Origin of the sequence: Photobacterium kasasachensis (assembly GCF_050336885.1) — a bacterium.
Taxonomy (GTDB): domain Bacteria; phylum Pseudomonadota; class Gammaproteobacteria; order Enterobacterales; family Vibrionaceae; genus Photobacterium; species Photobacterium kasasachensis.
The window spans coordinates 16,124-34,102 of sequence record NZ_JAKJSH010000020.1; the positions used below are offsets into that span (position 1 = coordinate 16,124).

Annotated in this window: 11 protein-coding genes; 7 read left to right on the forward strand and 4 right to left on the reverse strand. The window is 46.7% G+C overall.

The genetic code is table 11. The annotated features are described in order from the left end of the window. Nucleotides 1–131 precede the first annotated feature (131 nt). From L4D19_RS23475 to L4D19_RS23490, 4 genes are all read left to right on the forward strand, one after another. Nucleotides 132–1,811, forward strand: coding sequence for a sensor domain-containing diguanylate cyclase (locus L4D19_RS23475; RefSeq protein ID WP_428454475.1), 1,680 nt, complete (start codon nt 132–134; stop codon nt 1,809–1,811). Between the two features lie 213 nt (nt 1,812–2,024). Next, complete coding sequence (locus tag L4D19_RS23480; protein WP_428454476.1) at nt 2,025–3,911, forward strand: DEAD/DEAH box helicase; 1,887 nt, start codon at nt 2,025–2,027, stop codon at nt 3,909–3,911. A gap of 348 nt (nt 3,912–4,259) precedes the next feature. Then, nucleotides 4,260–4,865 carry a class I SAM-dependent methyltransferase gene (locus L4D19_RS23485; RefSeq protein WP_428454477.1) on the forward strand — a complete coding sequence of 202 codons (606 nt, stop codon included), beginning with the start codon at nt 4,260–4,262 and terminating at the stop codon, nt 4,863–4,865. A gap of 177 nt (nt 4,866–5,042) precedes the next feature. Continuing rightward, nucleotides 5,043–10,913 (forward strand): amino acid adenylation domain-containing protein, encoded by a 5,871-nt coding sequence (locus L4D19_RS23490; protein WP_428454478.1) that lies wholly within the window; start codon nt 5,043–5,045, stop codon nt 10,911–10,913. A 29-nt stretch (nt 10,914–10,942) separates the two neighbouring features. On the opposite strand, the gene L4D19_RS23495 is transcribed toward L4D19_RS23490, so the two are convergent. Further along, nucleotides 10,943–11,899, reverse strand: a complete 957-nt coding sequence (locus L4D19_RS23495; protein WP_428454479.1) for a LysR family transcriptional regulator — start codon at nt 11,897–11,899, stop codon at nt 10,943–10,945. A gap of 266 nt (nt 11,900–12,165) precedes the next feature. Between L4D19_RS23495 and fabG the strand changes: the two genes are divergently transcribed. The 3 genes from fabG (at nt 12,166) to L4D19_RS23510 (ending at nt 14,836) form a co-directional block, all read left to right on the forward strand. Beyond that, nucleotides 12,166–12,900, forward strand: coding sequence for a 3-oxoacyl-ACP reductase FabG (gene fabG, locus L4D19_RS23500; RefSeq protein WP_428454554.1), 735 nt, complete (start codon nt 12,166–12,168; stop codon nt 12,898–12,900). 471 nt (nt 12,901–13,371) lie between these two features. Further along, entirely contained in the window at nt 13,372–13,581 is a 210-nt protein-coding gene (gene cspE, locus L4D19_RS23505; RefSeq protein ID WP_075766136.1) for a transcription antiterminator/RNA stability regulator CspE, read from the forward strand. Nucleotides 13,582–13,966: 385 nt separating this feature from the next. Further along, nucleotides 13,967–14,836: an SDR family oxidoreductase gene (locus L4D19_RS23510; protein ID WP_428454480.1), complete on the forward strand. Its 870-nt coding sequence runs from the start codon at nt 13,967–13,969 to the stop codon at nt 14,834–14,836. Nucleotides 14,837–14,934: 98 nt separating this feature from the next. Here the strand turns inward: L4D19_RS23510 and L4D19_RS23515 are convergent, their stop codons facing one another. The 3 genes from L4D19_RS23515 to rbsB form a co-directional block, all read right to left on the reverse strand. Further along, a complete protein-coding gene (locus tag L4D19_RS23515; protein WP_428454481.1) occupies nt 14,935–15,939 on the reverse strand; it encodes a substrate-binding domain-containing protein in 1,005 nt (334 codons plus the stop codon). Nucleotides 15,940–16,029: 90 nt separating this feature from the next. Beyond that, entirely contained in the window at nt 16,030–16,947 is a 918-nt protein-coding gene (gene rbsK / locus L4D19_RS23520; RefSeq protein WP_428454482.1) for a ribokinase, read from the reverse strand. Between the two features lie 145 nt (nt 16,948–17,092). Beyond that, nucleotides 17,093–17,971, reverse strand: coding sequence for a ribose ABC transporter substrate-binding protein RbsB (gene rbsB, locus L4D19_RS23525; RefSeq protein ID WP_428454483.1), 879 nt, complete (start codon nt 17,969–17,971; stop codon nt 17,093–17,095). Nucleotides 17,972–17,979: the final 8 nt, after the last annotated feature.

The window sequence follows — 17,979 nt, forward strand, 5'->3', positions numbered from 1 at the left end:
CGAGTCACAGTCTTGGAAATAATGGTTACACCATTGATGACTTTCTGGTAATTAAGGTACTTGTTATAAAGAAAAGATGTGTTCAGCACACCAGTCACCCGAGGAAGGTTCGCGTAGTTATGGTTGTAAAAGTGAAAAAGACGTTTGATCAGCTCGTGGATGTGCTGGCTCGTGAGGCAGACATGGAGCAGTGGTGCCGATGTTTGTTATCGACCTTAAGCCGTGAGCTTAAATTTAGCTATCTTACACTGATGGTCGAGCAAAATTACCAGACAAAAGTGCTGTCGAGCCTAGTGGATGAAGACTTTAAGTACTACCTCACCACGCTTTCCCTTGATGACTACAATGGTGTACCGAAAAAGCTGCTGAAACAGGCCAAAGACCAAGGGCGGTTTGTCAGCGCGTATGTTGATAAGCCGTATAAAGCGATCTGGCGAGAGAGTAATAGTGAATGGTTTCAGCTGCTATTGCCGATCACGATGCATGGCAGCAACATTGGGTTTATTTATGCAGAAACTCAGGAACCCCACTTTTTCGAAGCGAGAGAAGACTACCTCAATAACCTGTTGCTAATACTCGCATCTGATATCAGTGCCCGTGTGCTGCGAAAGGAGTCGCTCGATCACCACCTGACCCGGCGTAGTGTTGAAGCCGAGCTGGAGGTTCGGAAACACTCAATCAGTGAATACTTGTCATTATTGAGACGTCTGCAGGAGCTGACACTGGCCTTGTCGAAAGCGAGCGATCTCGACCAGCTCTATCACGATGCCATTTTGCTGGGAAGGAAGAACCTGTCCATTGACCGGATGGCTATCTTCCTGACTGACTTTAGCAAGAACACGATGCAGGGAACGTATGGCACGGATCCGGACGGTAACCTTGTGCAGCGTTTTGATTTTACCAGCCCCATTCCGGATCACCCTTTGGTGAATGAAGCGCTGAGCCGTAAAGATCATGTCGTCGTAAAAGAAAATGCGCCCCTCTATTTTGGTACCCAGCAGGTTGGTACGGGCTGGAATGCGATGATTGCGATGTGGAACGGCGATGAATGTATCGGCTGGCTGGCGGCAGACAACCTGATAAACCAGCGTGGGTTAACCGAGCACCAGAAAGAGATACTCAAGTTGTTTGGTGTTGCATTGGGACAGCAAATAGTTATTAAACGCAACCATGAGCAACTCACCAGCTTAAATGCTCAGCTGGAAGAGCGGGTGTTAAAGCGAACAACCGAGCTACGGGAAACCAACCGGGCACTTGGCGATGTCAACCGGCGCTTGGAACAATGGTCAATGCAGGATGGATTGACAGGCGTCGCCAACCGGCGCTTGTTTGATTTGACGCTTGCTCGCGACTGGAAAAAAGCCCTTAAGAATCAAGAGCCACTCAGTTTGATCATGATAGATGTCGATCATTTTAAGCTATTTAATGATACTTATGGACACCTGGAAGGGGATCATTGCTTAAGAAAAATCGCCATTTCTTTGGAAAAGCTGATGGAAGCGTATAAAGAATCACTCTTTACTCGCTATGGTGGTGAGGAGTTCGCTTGTTTGTTGCCAAATACGGATACACAAAGAGCGAGGGCTGTCGCGGCTGAGCTGCAGGCGGCTGTCGGTCAGTTGGCACTTACCCACGAAGGCGTTGCTAAAGGGAAGGTCACAATCAGTCTTGGCTACCATACGCTCACTCCCGATGGTCTATCCGAGGCTGATAGATTGATTGAAGGAGCTGATCGCGCCTTATATATGGCCAAGAAATGCGGCAGAGATCAGTTTTATCAATGGGATGAACAAAATGTAGACCCTAAATAATGTGAAACATGTTTAACTGACAAGCTTATTGTTCAATAAATAGGTTTTTGAAAGTTAATTTGTGACAACGCTCAATTTTTTCTGGCATTTTATCGAGTAATAGCGCACAATGCGCGCCTCAAATCGTCGAGGCCCATGCTTGTGGTTGCTGTTGCAGAACCGTTTAAAGTTAAAGGGGCCCCGCTTAAAGTTAGATTACAAATTGGGATCCCAATGCAAGAATCTGTTACAGAATTTCGCCAGTTAGAACTGGCCGACACACTACTATCCGCACTTGACTCAATGGGCTTCGTTGCGCCGACCCCTATTCAGGCGGCGTCAATTCCTCTTCTACTAACTGGTACCGATGCGCTAGGTAAAGCTCAGACAGGTACTGGTAAAACAGCAGCGTTCTCTCTACCGCTACTGAACAAACTTGACCTAGGCCAGCACAAGCCACAGGCAATCGTTATGGCTCCGACCCGTGAGCTTGCGATTCAGGTTGCTGCAGAAATTAAAACGCTAGGCCAGAACATCAAGGGTCTTAAGGTACTGGAAATCTACGGTGGTGCATCTATCGTTGATCAGATGCGTGCGCTTAAATCTGGTGCTCACATCGTTGTTGGTACTCCAGGTCGTGTAAAAGATCTAATTACTCGTGATCGTCTGCACCTTGATGAAGTACACACTTTTGTACTTGATGAAGCTGACGAAATGCTAAAAATGGGTTTCGTTGACGACGTTACCTGGATCATGGAGCAAGCACCAGAGTCAGCACAGCGCGTACTGTTCTCTGCAACTATGCCTCCAATGGTTAAAGAGATCGTTGACCGTTTCCTTCGCAGCCCGGCTCGTATCGACGTTGCAGGTGAAAACCGTACTGTTTCTCAGGTAGAGCAGCAGTTCTGGGTAGTGAAAGGTGTCGAGAAAGACGAAGCAATGAGCCGTCTTCTTGAAACTCAAGAAACTGATGCGTCAATCGTATTCGTACGTACTCGTCAAGATACCGAGCGCCTGGCTGACTGGCTATCTGCACGCGGCTTTAAAGCAGCGGCACTACACGGTGATATCCCTCAGTCTCTACGTGAACGTACAGTTGATCATATCAAGAAAGGTGTTATCGACATCCTTGTTGCAACTGACGTTGTAGCTCGTGGTCTTGATGTGCCTCGTATTACCCATGTGTTTAACTACGACATCCCATTCGATGTTGAGTCATACATTCACCGTATTGGCCGTACTGGCCGTGCTGGTCGTGCTGGTAAAGCGATCCTTCTAGTTCGCACTAACCAGATTCGCATGCTACGTACTATCGAGCGTGTTACTAAGTCCCGTATGGAAGAAATTCAACTTCCAAACCGTGATCTTGTTGCAGCTTCACGTTTGAACCGCCTTGGTGAAGAATTAGCGACGCAAAAAGAGCAGGTAAATGTTGAAGCATTCGTCGAGCTTGTAGAAAAACTACAAGAATCTATCGAAGTAGATGCAACAACACTTGCAGCAATGCTTCTTCAGCGCCAGCAGGGTAACCGTCCTCTGTTCTACAAAGGTCCAGACCCGATGATTGCTGCTATCGAGCGTGACAAGCAGCGTCGTGAGCGTCGTCGTGATGACCGAGGTGGCGAGCGCGGTGAGCGTCGTGAACGTCGTTCATACAACAATGCTGACTGGGATACTTACCAGCTTCAGGTTGGCCGTGAGCAAGGTGTTCAGGTTAAAGATATCGTTGGTGCAATTGCAAACGAGCTTGGCCTAAGTAAAGAGTTTATCGGTGCGATTAAACTTGCCCCTGCACACACTTTTGTTCAGCTTCCTAAGAAGATGACAGCAGAAGTAGCAGCACAGCTTAAGAAACTACGCATACGTCAAAACGATGTGAAAGCTGTCGTGGTTGAAGGTGAAGTTCTTCGTGAGCACCGTGGTGGTGGTCGTGATGGTAACCGTGGTGGCTACCGTGGCAACCGTGATGGAAACCGCGAAGGTGGTCGTGGTCGTCGTGAAGGCGAGCGTCGCTTTGACCGCAACCGTGGTGGCGATAATCGTGGCAGCTTCCGTGGTGAACGCAATCATGGTTCAGCAGACCGTCCACGCCGTGACCGTAAGCCTCGTTACGAAGCTTAATCACTAGCGTATTAAAGAAAACCGGGCTTTTGCCCGGTTTTTTTGTATTTGTAGTAAATGAAAGTGGCAGTTCTCCCTTTGCCAATGCTTGGGTATAAATATATTTCAGACGACCCTCTCAACGCTTTAATTCTCTGATTGTTACAAACTGATGAAAATAACAGTGAAATATTGTTGTTTTGATTGTTTGCTAAATGTATGCAGTTAATTAGCAATAATTTTAGCTTATCAACAAGTTTCATTGTTTGCATGAAATGACTCGCAAATACATAAAACTGTCAAATCAATCGATAGTGAATTGTGCATAATTGAATGCTCATACGGATTATATTTAACGTTGGGGGAGCCATGAAAGTTAAAGAATTCATTCAGACATTATTAGGCATGAGAGGTTTTCAACCGGAACAAACAACGTGGGAAGAACAATATAAAAATAACCAGTGGAATCACCTTCATCAATTAGATGAGTTAGCGCACTATAATGTTATTCGTGGTTATATAAGTTTCTTTAAACCTAACGCTGATATTTTAGATGTAGGTTGCGGCGAAGGTGTCCTTAATCGTGAACTGAGCTCGTCGGACTATAACTATTATAAAGGTATTGATTTTTCTGATACGGCAATAGAGAACGCCAGGTCTAACAGGGAGAATGAGAAAACCTTCTTTGAGCAAGCCGATGCGCATGCCTACCAGCCGGATAGGAAGTACGACTGTATTGTTTTTTGTGAGAGCCTAAACTGCATAAATAATCCAGAAAAGCTGGTTGAACGCTTGAAAGAACACTTAAAACCAGATGGTATTGTAATCATATCATTGTTTAAGCAACTTTGGATTGACAAAATAATGTGGAACAAGGTTCAAACCAGTTTTGAAATTATCGATAAAACCACAGTTAAAAATGGGAAGGGAAGTGCTTGGCAATGCAAAGTGTTAAGGCCTATTAATAATAGCTAAAGCGTTATGGCTTCGTGCTTATCTTATATTCGTATTGGATATCGGCGTTTAAGTTTATCTGTTGCGAGGCCATTATATTCTTTTTAATAATAACTATTAATTGCTTGATGGTATTTCTTAAGTAGTGGTGTTGGCGTTAATAGTTAATTTCCGGTAAAGGTAATAAAGGGAGTTAACGTGAGTAAGTCGGAATTATCCAATATCAATGAACATCACCTTGATGGTGATGTCTTTCTTTTGCATCCAGCTCAAGAGACGGTTTATTTTGATCAGCAACTTCACCCTGATAACCCAATGTACAACATCGGTGGATATCAGGTCATAGAAAACGCCTATGACCTTAAAACAATGCGTCAGGCATGGCAGTATCTCTATGAGAAAGTAGATGCGCTGAGGTATTCATTGGCTTCAGGCGATGATCACTTACCCCGCCAATATATCCTGGACTCTTCGTCAAACCGTGTTGCTGTGGAGTACTATGATTTTTCGGAATCATTATCACCGCATGATTGTGCCGTACACTGGGTCCGTGAGCAGTTCGACACGCCTATGGATGTTATTCATGGTGAAAGACATCAAGTTGCCTTATTGAAAGTTGAAGAAAAGAGATACTACTTAGTGTTGCGGTTTCATCACCTTTTTATCGACGGGCTAGGCGTCTACCGCCTGTTTGAGCGGTTCCATCAGGTATACGATTGTCTTCGTCACGATAAGTCGCTTTTATGGCTGGATTATCTGCCTCAATATCGTGAGCAAGTCAGCAGTATGCGGGAGTTTCTGGGTTCTTCACGCTATCAAAGGAGCAAGGAATACTGGCAGCGATTGTTAGATAGCAACGAAGTGACTCGCCTTCCCCGGTATTATCAAGAAGCGGGTAGCGGCGAGTCTCGCTGTGAATTGGCCGCCTGTCTGTCCCGTCAACTGGAACACTATTGTGATGATCAGGGCATTAGCCTGCTGGCTTTGTTAACCGGGGTTGTGAGTATTTATTTCGGGCGAACACTCGGAAAAGAAGATGTCGTGTTGGGCACTGCAGTCCATGGCCGTACCAATAAAAAGAGCCAGCAAGTGATTGGGATGTTTTCGAATATTATTCCGATGGTTTGCAATATTTTGCCGGGAGAGCGCTTTAATGACTATGCCCGTCAGGTCGCCGGACAACTGACCAAAAGTTTTCGCCACAGCCGTTTCCCGGCTAGCCATATAGCCCGTCTTTCAGATAATGAAGGCGGACACCTGTCAGACATTCATGTGCTATATGAAAAGTTTGAAAATAGCCCTCAGGGCAGCAGTGTCCCTCGCGGCGCGGTTCTCATCCCTGATACTGACCACGCGATGGATATTATTTCGATAAGTAGCCGGTATGATATTCAGCCACTGCAAATTCGGCTAATAGATTTCCAGAGTAATCATAAGCTTGCCTTAAGAGTTAATTACCTCAACCAATGTTTTGATCATCAGGAGATAGCCCAGTTAATCTCCAGAGTGATCAACATGCTTAAAGTCGTCGTGGCTGACGAAAATGTCAGGGTTGATGATATACCCTTGCTACTCAATTCTGATACTGAGTTTGAGCTTAACAAACAGCCGCTGGTAACGGGGGCATTACATCAGTATTACTGTCTGCATCAGCTTGTCGAGTGTCATGCGAAGGCGACACCAATGAATACAGCCTTGATTGTTGAGGGGGAGCGCCTTTCATATGATGAGCTGAATAAAAAAGCCAATCAGTTGGCAAGACGGATCCGAGATACGTATCAAGCAGCAGGCGAACCACTATCACCCGATACCTTGATAGGCCTCTGCATCGAGCGCAGTATCGACATGGTAGTGAGTATACTGGCTGTGCTCAAGGCCGGCGGTGCCTATTTGCCAATCGACCCCAAAGCGCCGGTTGAGCGTACCCAGTTCATGCTCGAAGATGCCCGGACCGCCCTGGTGCTAACCCAACGAAGCCAGTTTGGCAGACTGGATGATATCATTTCTTCGCTTAATCGCCCGCCGCTGCTGATTGCGGTTGATGACGGCACTGGCTGTGAATTTTCCGATGATAATTTATCATCTAAGGTCAACAGCTCTCATCTTGCTTACGTTATTTATACCTCTGGGACTACAGGGCAGCCAAAAGGCGTGCTGCAGACCCATCAGAATGTTCTGCGCTTGTTTGAGGCAACAAGGAATGACTACCAGTTCAACGCAGATGATGTCTGGGTTTTATATCATGCCTATACGTTTGACTTCAGCGTTTGGGAGCTATGGGGGGCGTTATTAAACGGCGGGGCCCTGTTCATTCCGACGGCAGATATGGTCCGCGATTTACCGGCTTTTATTGAGGCCTGTGCGCAGTATCAGGTGTCGGTTCTTAACCAGACGCCAGCTGCTTTTTACTCGTTTGCCGGGCAGGTAACGCGGTCTAGTCTACTATGGCCACAACTGCGGTATGTGATTTTTGGCGGAGATAAGCTCAACCTTGCACAGTTAGTCCCGTGGTGGCGACAATACGGCGACAAGCACCCCCAGCTCGTCAATATGTATGGCATTACCGAAACGACCGTTCATGTCACCCATAAACCATTGCGTTTAAGCGATGTTCACGGGGTATCACATATTGGCCGCCCGCTCCTGGACATGCGTTGTTATGTCCTTGACGACAACTTGCAGCCCGTCCCGCCGGGTACGCCGGGTGAGCTCTATGTCGGCGGAGCCGGTTTGGCCAGAGGCTACCTGAACCGACCGGCGTTAACGGCCGAGCGGTTTGTCGAGAATCCATACGCAACCGAGCATGACCGTCGTTTGGGCTATGATCGGCTCTATAAATCAGGCGATCTGGTTCGCAGGCTGTCTGACGGCAATCTTGCGTATCTGGGGCGAAATGATTTTCAGGTGAAGATCCGAGGATACCGCATTGAGCTGGGAGAAGTTGAGGCGGCTCTGGTCTCCTTGCCTGAGATCACGCAGGCGGTGGTTATCGACCGTGAACGTGACGGGCACAAATATCTGGCGGCCTATTTGGTCTTTGAGCCTTCGTGTTCACAGAACGCTGTTGAGCTGCAAGATACGTTGGCCACTGTACTTCCCGATTATATGATACCGGCCTCTTTCTCTGTTATTGATGCAATTCCGCTCACTCAAAACGGTAAGCTTGATCGGCAACGTTTACCAGAGCCTGAGTTTATCGATAAGGACAGTTATCTGGCTCCCCGTTCTATGCTGGAAGATCAGCTATGCAGAATCTTCCAGCAAGTGTTAGGTATGGAAAAAATAGGTATACGGGACAATTTCTTTCATATCGGCGGAGATTCTATTATCGCTATCGAGCTGGTTTCGGTGATCCGCCGGGAAGGATTGCGCGTAAGCACGAAGGATATTTTTGACGCACCAACTATTGCCCAGCTCGCCGTGAGGATCTGTCGAAGCGATGTTGAGAGAGAGGTGAACACGGAGCAGGGTGAGCTTGTGGGCGAATTTGGCCTGCTGCCTATTCAGCAGCAGTTTTTTGACAAATCGCTTGCCCGACCACATCACTGGAATCAGGCATTTATCGTTGATATTCCGACTGCGATTGAGGTGACAGTTCTCGCTCAAGTGATCGAGAGGTTAATTGCCCAGCATGATGTGTTGCGATGCCGCTTTAATCCAGGTACCGATGGAACCTATCGGCAAGTCTTTTTGTCGGTGTCCGAGGTGGCGGTGACGCCTTTCGAAATAGATACATCATCGCTGAGTGATGATGAGCTAGAAGATAAGCTAACTTCTATTCAAAGCAAGCTGAATTACTCGACAGGGCCGTTATGGCAGGTTGCTCATTTAACCGGATACAGTGATGGAGTAAACCGGTTATGGTTTGCCTTCCACCATCTCATCATTGATGCGGTGTCCTGGCGTATTCTGGTTGATGATATTCGGTATATGTTCAACGGTGGGGAGCTAGGAAATAAAACAAGTAGTTATCGCCAGTGGGTTGCAGGGATAGCCGATTACGCGACTTGTCATAAGGATGAGGTTAAGTATTGGCAGTCAGTGTTGGATGATCTGGTGGTCAGAACAGCCTCCAATGAACTCAACCAATACAGGTTGTCATTGTCTGAAGGTATGACGGCATCGCTGCTGAGAGAGTCAAACTCCGGCTATAAGACAGAAATCAATGATCTCTTATTGAGTGCATTGGCGATAGCGCTGAACCATATTTTCAATACTCCTGTCTGTCACATTGTCCTTGAAGCTCATGGTCGAGAAGGGGCTGATACCTCTTTTGATGTGAGTAGAACGGTAGGGTGGTTTACGACCCTCTATCCTGTACGCCTGAAGGACGAAGGCGATATAGGGGCCACGATTATTGGGATCAAGCAGATGCTAAGAGCGATCCCGAATAAAGGCGTTGGCTACGGGGCATTGTGGCAGAGTGGCAATAATCTCGGCGGCCCACTGCCTGACATCAGCTTTAATTACTTTGGCCAGTTCAATAATCGTCAGAGTGATACCGGTAACACCGGATGGACTATCCGCTCGGAAGGCTGCGGCCAGACGATTGCCAAAGTGAATCGTAAACCAGCCTTGCTGGATATCAACAGTGTGATAAGTGATGGTGTTCTAGAGTTCAGGATAGAGTCTGGCTTGGCTGATGGGCAGGGAAAGATTTTTGTTCAAGCCCTAGAGAAGGCATTGATTGATGTTATCGAGCATGCGAAGTCAGTCGATTCGTCTCTGTCTGCTGATGATGAAGCGAATACATGGTTGAGTGATGGCTATCGGTTGCCCGGTAATCGTCAGTGGTATTTTCAGCGGACGAAAGCGTTAGAACGCTGGGGGCCATGTGTGCTCTTTGAGTTTGGTACAAAGGATAGCTATCGACAACAGATGCAACAGGCAGTCGAGGCTGTTGTGAATCATCATCAAGGGCTGAGGATCAATATCATCGATGATGGTGATAATCGTCTCGAAAGGGTAAGACTAAGTGCTCGCTTTGATTGTTTCGATTATTTAGATTGCGCGGCTATGCCAGAGGAAGAATTTGAAAGCGTGTTAGCGCAATGTCGGCATAGCCTCGATTTATCTCAGTCATTGCTTCGCTTTCTATATTGCGACCGCGGAGCGGACAGGCAGGATCAGCTTTATGTTGTTATTCATCATCTGACGATGGATCGCTATTCATTGGGCATTTTCTTCCGTGACCTGATAACTACCCTTGAGCTCATTACACAAGGCCAAGCGCCCGCCTTAAGTCGGGCTGGTTCAAGCTTCGGTGATTGGGTGGAAGAAAGTTCTCGCTGGTTAAGCAGCAATGAAGCCAGTGATAGTCTGCAATTTTGGCAGGCAAAGCTTGAGCAGCAGGTTATACCATTGCCAACTGACTACCCATTTAGCCATCAGGCAAACAATATAGGTACCCGCAGGGAGCTTGAGTATGTGCTGTCCAGAGAGGAAAGCAGGAGACTCAAAAAACTGGCGACCTCTAACGGGCTGAATGAGTATTTTTTTGCGATTACGGCAATTACCAAGGGACTTTCCGAGTGGTGTGGCGGAGGGCAAGTCTGTTTTGAGGAAGTGCTGATCGGGAGAGAACACTTTGACAGCTTGGATTTATCGGACACGGTAGGCTGGTTAAATGATTATCTGCCAATTTTTGTCACGCCAGAACCGGCTAAAACGGGTGTGGAATTTGTACAATCGGTTCGTGAGCAGGTAATGGCATGTAAACAATTCGGCAAAGGGTTCAGCGAGCTTAAGTATAATCGATACACGCAGTCCGAGGGCAGCATTGTAGGGCTGATTCAACCTGAGATTGATATTAACTTTATTCCGGAAACCTTATCGATTGATCAAGGTGTATTGGATCATCGTCTTATTAAGCTTGTCCGTTACGATGAAATGATTGGCCAGGAAAGGGAGGCAATGCACAAACTGTCTTGTACTGTTTCTTTTGTCGATGGAAAACTCGTATTTACCTGGGAGTATGGGGAATTGATATATAACTCAGCAACGGTTGAAAAGTTAGCAGCATCTTGCGCCGAGCATTTGCTGGCGCTAGTGGCGTCAAGTTGTACCTAACGCGTTAGGGAGTGTTTATTATCCTACCTCTATTCAGTTACCAAAGTGGGTTGCTGGGTATGTCTATAAGCACTCCATTTTTTTTCCTTTTCAATTTCACCGACTCGTTGGATAAGGTAATCCTTAAAGTTCGCACAGCGTGCTGGCATATATTTTCTTGGTTTGAAGTAAAGGTTCAGTTCAAACTCACTACTGACATAGTTTTTTAATACGGGAACCAAATTGCCTTTCGCTATTTCTGAACCTATCAGGCTATAGGGCAAATAGGCGATACCACCATGGGCCAGGGCAATATTTCTTAATACTTCGCTATCATCGGCTTCAACGGTCTGAGATATTTCGACTGAGTTATATTCACCGTCTTGTTCAAAGATCCACTTGTTACCCCCAACCAGAGTAGTCGCGTACAGGCACAAGTGCTGGGTAAGATCATTGGGTATAGTCGGCTCGCCAAATTGCTTGATATATTCCGGCGAGCAGCAGGCCGTCAATGGCTCACGCAATAAGGAACGCTTAACCAGCAAACTGTCCTTGTCCTGAAAGCCGCGATAGGTCGCATTGGCTCGTATTGCAAAGTCGACATCATGGACGTGATCAACTTCAAAAGCGGTTTCGAGCACAACAAAGTTAACGGACGGATGTTCCTGCAGGTATTCACCGATGATTTGGCTCAGATAGTGCTTGGCAAACAAAGGAGTACTTGCAATTTTGATCGTCCCCTTATCGCCGTTGCTCAAGTTTTGGACTTCATTGAAAACATCATCAATTTCAGTATGAATAAGACTGAAGCGATCATAAAGACGCTGACCTGCCTGTGTCGGGCTTATTTTTCTTGTCGTGCGCTTTAATAAGCTTACTCCCATATTCTCTTCAAGTTCGTTTAGCCAGCGACTGGCAGCAGATGCCGAGATTCCATTTTTTTTGGCCGCTTCGCTGATGGAGCCTGAACGTATGACATGAAGAAAAAAGACAACCTTGTCTAACATTTCCTTTCCTGATTAATAATTAGCCACATACAATTTATAGCAAACTACGCCATTGGAAACCAATGAAATAGAGATGACACAAAAATTACAGGGTTATTTCCTTTATTCGCAAATGTGAATTGCAACAATGTTGGTAATAATTTTTCATCATTCATCTAAGATATGTAGACATGAAGTGAATTAGTGATGATTGTGTTTCCCAGCACGCTAATTGGAGCCATTTTTTGTATTCATACCTGTTATTGGTATTAAGGATGAGGGAAATGATGTTAAAAGATAAGATCTGCGTTGTTACCGGTGGTGCGCAAGGAATTGGGCGTTGTATTGTTGAAGCCTTTGCGTCTAACGATGCAAAGATGGTATTCGCCTGCGATATGAATGCTGCGGTTATGGCAGAACTTGAGTCTCAGTACACTAATGTACGTGCTGTTGAGCTAAATGTGTGTGACCGTTCGAGCATTGCCAATTTTGTCGAGAAGGTGAAAGCAGAATTTGGTCATATAGATGTATTGGTAAATAACGCGGGTATTACTCGTGATAATTTGATTGATAAAATGACTGAGGATGACTGGGATCTCGTATCGGATGTTAACCTCAAAGGCGTTTTCAATATGACTCAGGCTATCGCGCCTGTGATGATGGAGTATGGGGCCGGTTCGATTATTAGCATGTCTTCTGTTGTGGGAACAGACGGTAATGTCGGACAGAGTAACTATGCGGCCACCAAAGGCGGCGTGATAGCGATGACTAAAGGCTGGTCGAAAGAATTTGCCCGCAAAGGGGCAAAGGTTCGTGCCAACTGTATCGCTCCAGGCTTTATCGAAACCCCGATGACTGTTGATTTACCTGAAAAAGTCTTGGATTACATGAAGAAGAAAACGCCGTTGCAGCGCATGGGGACGCCTGAAGATATTGCCGAAGGTGCTTTGTTCCTAGCTAGCGATCGTTCCTCGTTTATCACGGGCCAGACATTGAAGATTGATGGCGGGTTGGTAATTTAATTCTCGTGCTGTTAACAATAGCCACTGGGTAAATACCCGGTGGCTTTTTGGTTATGAGCCACAGTTTAATCGCTTTACGCATATCGATTACCATTTCATCATTGGGGCTGGCTATAAGAGGGGGCTTCTCTACAACTAATACTGACAATTAAGCGAGTAAAACAGACAGAGAGCCTCGGGTGTTGGGGTAGTTATCTGATTTGCGCTAAGTGATTGAACAGGAGCTAAACAAAGCATGAAATAAATGATAAAAACACTATACAAAGCGTTAAATGCTGGTAGTATAAACCCCGGCCTGTAATCAGACCTATTTATATGAAATACAAATTATGCTTTTAGAACGCTTCTCTACACCTGCTTACCAGCTAGTTTCATGAAGTTTCCATTCATAATTATTCCTCACATAAGTAATTCTTTTCCCGGCTATACACGCATTATGCGAATTATTTGTTAAAAAATTAGGATATAATCATGTCTAAATCTACTGGTACTGTTAAGTGGTTTAACGAAGAAAAAGGTTTCGGTTTCATCACTCAGGACAACGGCGGCGCTGACGTATTCGTTCACTTCCGTGCTATCGCATCTGAAGGTTTCAAGACTCTTGCTGAAGGTCAGAAAGTTTCTTTCGAAACTGAGCAAGGCCAGAAAGGTCTTCAGGCAGCTAACGTAGTTAAGCTGTAATTTAAAGATTATTCTTTAAATGACAAAATGCTGGCCAAGGCCAGCATTTTTTGTATCTGGTGAGTCAAATTCGCTCTTCATTTACTCACTACAGCTTTCAATAGCCTCTCTTCGTAAGTCTTTTGTACCTGGCATCTATCGCCACCCAGTCTCCCACCCCCACCTCAAGATCTGATTTACGTACTGTAGCTGTCTTTTTCACCATCCCTGACTGTCTAATTGAAGTCACCCGTCGTTTTATACCTATGTTCACTGTTATCTTGTGCTGAAAACTGTTTTGGTCCGATTGGTCTAAAATATGTTGATGTTGTTGTGGCGGGGTGATAGTTTAATAGTCCGTGTGGTCTATTAAAGTGTTTTGGCGAGGGTGTAGGGGGGGGGAAGAATGAAAAAGGTACTTGTAGCAGGAGCAACGGGCTATCTGGGGCGCTATATCGCCCACGAGCTGCAGAGCAGAGGTTATCGGGTCACTGTAGTCGTTAGAAATTCAGCAAAGCTTACCGCTTTCGAGAAAGCACATTTCGAGGTCATAGAGGCTGAGGTGACAAACCCAGACTCATTGGTGGGCTGTTGTAATGGTGTAGATACTGTTATCTCAACTGTCGGTATCACCAGGCAAAAAGACGGCCTGACCTATATGGATGTTGACTATCAGGTCAATAAGAATTTATTACAGCAGGCTAGGCAGAGCGGGGTAGGGAAGTTTATTTATGTTTCCGCCCTGAATGGTGAAAAACTGAAACACCTGAAGATTTTTCAGGCCAAAGAAGCTTTCGTCGATGAGCTTAAAGCTTCTGGGCTTGAGTATTGTGTTATTCGTCCGAATGGCTTTTTCTCTGATATGGCTGAGATCTTTCATATGGCGGAAAAAGGGTGCGTGTACCTGTTTGGTGACGGCTCGCTGAAAGGAAACCCGATACATGGCGAGGACTTGGCGGAGTATTGCGTTAATGCGATTTCAGGAACCAAACAGGAGCTTAATGTTGGTGGGCCGCAGACGCTGACACAAAATGAGATAGCGAGTATAGCTTTTGAGGCTTTGGGGACGCCCCCCCAGATAACCCATATTCCAGACTGGTGCCGTGTTGCTATTTGTAAACTACTTACTACGTTTACCAGCAGCAAGTTTTACGGGCCGTTTGAGTTTTTCCTGACGGTAATGGGGCGCGAGATGGTAGCACCGCAGTACGGCAATCGTACGTTGAAAGAATACTATCAGGGCTTAAATGATAAGACGCCAGAGAGTACTTCTTAGCCGCTATTTTCAGGTAGGTTCAATACCGTTGGGAACGAAAATTCCGGACAGCCGTCCGGAATGTATCGTCTTGTTGCCGTAGATTACGCGTTCGTGAGTTATTGCAGCTGTTTGACGCTGTCGCGTTCTACCAGGGTTGGCTCAAGTTGAATGACCTGGTTGCTCTCACGTTTACTCTGGATCTTATCCAGCAACGTATCAACGGCTTGCTGACCAAGTCGGTGCTTGGGCTGGTGGATAGTGGTCAGAGACGGCGTGATGTATTTGGCCAGCTTGATATCATCGTACCCAACGATGGAGAGATCCTCAGGGACAGAGAAGCCTTTTTTGTGTGCCGTGTTGATCACTCCCATTGCCATCATGTCATTACAGACAAATAGCGCAGTGGGAAGCGGGCCACGCTCGTAGAGTTTGTTAAAGGCTATTTCTCCGCCTTCACACTCAAAGCTACCGCTAACAATCCAGTCTTTGTTGATTTCAAGCCCGGCTTCTTCCATCGCCTGTACAAAACCAGACAGTCGCTGCTGGGCGGGAAGTTTATCCAATGGGCCGGTCAGGCAGCCAATCTTCTTGTGACCCTGTTCGATTAGGTGTCGGGTGGCCAGGTAGCCTCCATGGTGGGAGTTATCCTGAATTTTATCGCTTGGAAAATCAATTGGTCCCCAGTCCATCACCACTGTCGGTACAGGTTGGTGGCGAGTAAACAGATCGAACTCTTTGCCTTCGACTTCACTGCACATCAACAGCAGGCCGTCGACCCGCTTTTGCAGCAAGGTATCCAGGTTGGAATGCATACGTTCGACATCACCTTCGGTATTGCAAAGGATCAGGTTATAGCCCTGCTGATAGCAGCGGCGCTCGACGCCTTTGACCACTTCACCGAAAAACGGGTTGGTCGAGGTCGTGACAAGCATGCCAAACGTTCGAGTATGGTTGACTTTCAGGCTGCGGGCGAGGGCTGACGGGGCGTAATTAAGCTCTTTAACAGCAGCCTGCACCCGTACGGAAATATCTTCGCTGACAAAACGGGTCTTATTCAGGACGTGGCTGACTGTGGAGGTGGATACCCCGGCATGCTTTGCAACATCTTTGATTGTCGCCATTGAGTTCTCCTGATAATACCAGATATCTGGTACAGCCTATATAGCCGCCCCGGTCAGTGACATGGGAAGCTATACAGGCGATTGACTAAATTAGTGCTCAATCAGAAAGCGTTCCACTTCTCTACGGTGTGGAATGGAAGTCTGAGCACCCATACGTGTAACTGAAATTGCAGCGGCTGCATGTGCAAATCGAATTGCCGGCTCTAATGCTCGCCCTTCCTGCAAAGCAGTAAGCAGTGCGCCATTAAATGTATCACCGGCAGCGGTCGTATCTTTTGCCTCAACACGGAAGCCCAGAACTTGTTGCCCTTCACCATTCTGGCTTAGCCACACGCCCTGACTGCCGAGAGTGATCATTACCTGCTTGATACCTTTAGTATGCAATACATCCGCGGCCTTTTGTGCCGATGCCATATCTTCGACTTTTACACCGGTCAGCAGTTCTGCTTCAGTTTCATTTGGTGTAATCATATCAACAAGTTGCAATAAGTCATCTGATAATGGCTGTGCAGGGGCTGGATTGAGAACCACGCGCGTACCAGACTGCTTGGCAACCTTGGCGGCTGCTTCAATAGTTTCGATAGGTGTTTCCAGCTGCATTAACAGGGTATCGGCATTTTCGATCAGGTGATGGTGCGGCTGAATACGGGCCGGGCTAAGGCATCCATTGGCCTCGGCTGAGATACAGATACTGTTTTCGCCGGTTGCGGCAACCTGGATCATGGCGATACCTGTCGGTACACCTTCTTCGATCATTACTGCTTCGGTGTTCATGCCTTCTTTGGCAAATGCCTCACACATCTCGCGACCGAAGCTGTCATCGCCAACGCTGGCGATAAATGCGATGTCTGCGCCAAGGCGCGCTGCAGCAACTGCCTGATTAGCCCCTTTGCCGCCGGGAATAACACAATAGCTGTGGCCATGCAGAGTTTCTCCCGGACGCGGGAAAGAGGCTACTTGCAATACATGGTCGGCATTGACGCTACCAAGAACAACTAATTTATTCATATCGGGACCTTTTATCACTAACTGCCGTTTTTATCTGGCCAAAATGTATGGGTTAGCATTGCGGGATAGAGGCTGCTAAACGATAAATTCTGGTGTTGAGAGGGGAGTCACGGGTTTTAATAAACCCGTGACTCGTTACCGAAGATTACTTAGTAATGACTTTTAGAGGAACAGGAATGTTTGCCTCTACAGATTCACCTTTAAGCATCTTGTCAGCTGTTTCTACACCCAAAGCACCAATCATATCAGGCTGTTGGGCAATTGTAGCGCCTAGTTTGCCGCGCTTAACTGCTGCAATACCGTCATCTGTACCATCAAAGCCAACGATAAGAACGTCTTTGCCTGATGCCTGTACCGCGCGCAGGGCACCCAGTGCCATTTCGTCGTTCTGGGCAAATACCGCCTGAACATCTGGGTTAGCCGCTAGCATGTTTTCCATAACGTTCAGACCTTTGGTGCGGTCGAAGTCAGCCGGCTGGCTGGCAAGCAGGTTCATACCGTTTGCTTTAACCGCATTCATGAAGCCTTGGCCACGCTCACGTGCAGCTGATGTACCAGCGATACCTTCTAGCTGGATAACGCGAGCTTTTTCACCCACTTTTTCCATGATGTATTTACCGGCCATTTCACCACCGGCAACGTTGTCGGAAGCAATGTGGCTAACAACTTCACCACGGCTTGCACCACGGTCTAGTGTCAGGACAGGGATCTTAGAGCGGTTAGCCATGCGAATGGCGTTAGAAACTGCGTCGGAATCGGTTGGGTTGATAAGGATGGCCTTCACACCGCGAACGGTAAGGTCTTCGATGTTAGAAAGCTCTTTGCTTGGGTCGTTCTGAGAATCAAGAACAATCAGCTTGTAGCCTAACTCTTGTGCTTTCGCCTCTGCACCTTCCTTCATGGTGACGAAGAATGGGTTATTTAGCGTTGAAACAACCATTGCCATAGTGTCTTGTGCAGCAGCAGTTGTGCTGAATGAAGCGGACAATACAGCGGCAGAGATTAGAGTTGCTAACTTTTTCATTCTGTTTT

Excerpts from the sequence above, each read along its gene's own strand:
- rbsB (WP_428454483.1), bottom strand. The coding sequence starts at position 17,971 with ATGAAAAAGTTAGCAACTCTAATCTCTGCCGCTGTATTGTCCGCTTCA.
- cspE (WP_075766136.1), top strand. The coding sequence starts at position 13,372 with ATGTCTAAATCTACTGGTACTGTTAAGTGGTTTAACGAAGAAAAAGGT.
- L4D19_RS23495 (WP_428454479.1), bottom strand. The coding sequence starts at position 11,899 with ATGTTAGACAAGGTTGTCTTTTTTCTTCATGTCATACGTTCAGGCTCC.
- L4D19_RS23480 (WP_428454476.1), top strand. The coding sequence starts at position 2,025 with ATGCAAGAATCTGTTACAGAATTTCGCCAGTTAGAACTGGCCGACACA.
- L4D19_RS23515 (WP_428454481.1), bottom strand. The coding sequence starts at position 15,939 with ATGGCGACAATCAAAGATGTTGCAAAGCATGCCGGGGTATCCACCTCC.
- L4D19_RS23485 (WP_428454477.1), top strand. The coding sequence starts at position 4,260 with ATGAAAGTTAAAGAATTCATTCAGACATTATTAGGCATGAGAGGTTTT.
- L4D19_RS23510 (WP_428454480.1), top strand. The coding sequence starts at position 13,967 with ATGAAAAAGGTACTTGTAGCAGGAGCAACGGGCTATCTGGGGCGCTAT.
- fabG (WP_428454554.1), top strand. The coding sequence starts at position 12,166 with ATGTTAAAAGATAAGATCTGCGTTGTTACCGGTGGTGCGCAAGGAATT.
- rbsK (WP_428454482.1), bottom strand. The coding sequence starts at position 16,947 with ATGAATAAATTAGTTGTTCTTGGTAGCGTCAATGCCGACCATGTATTG.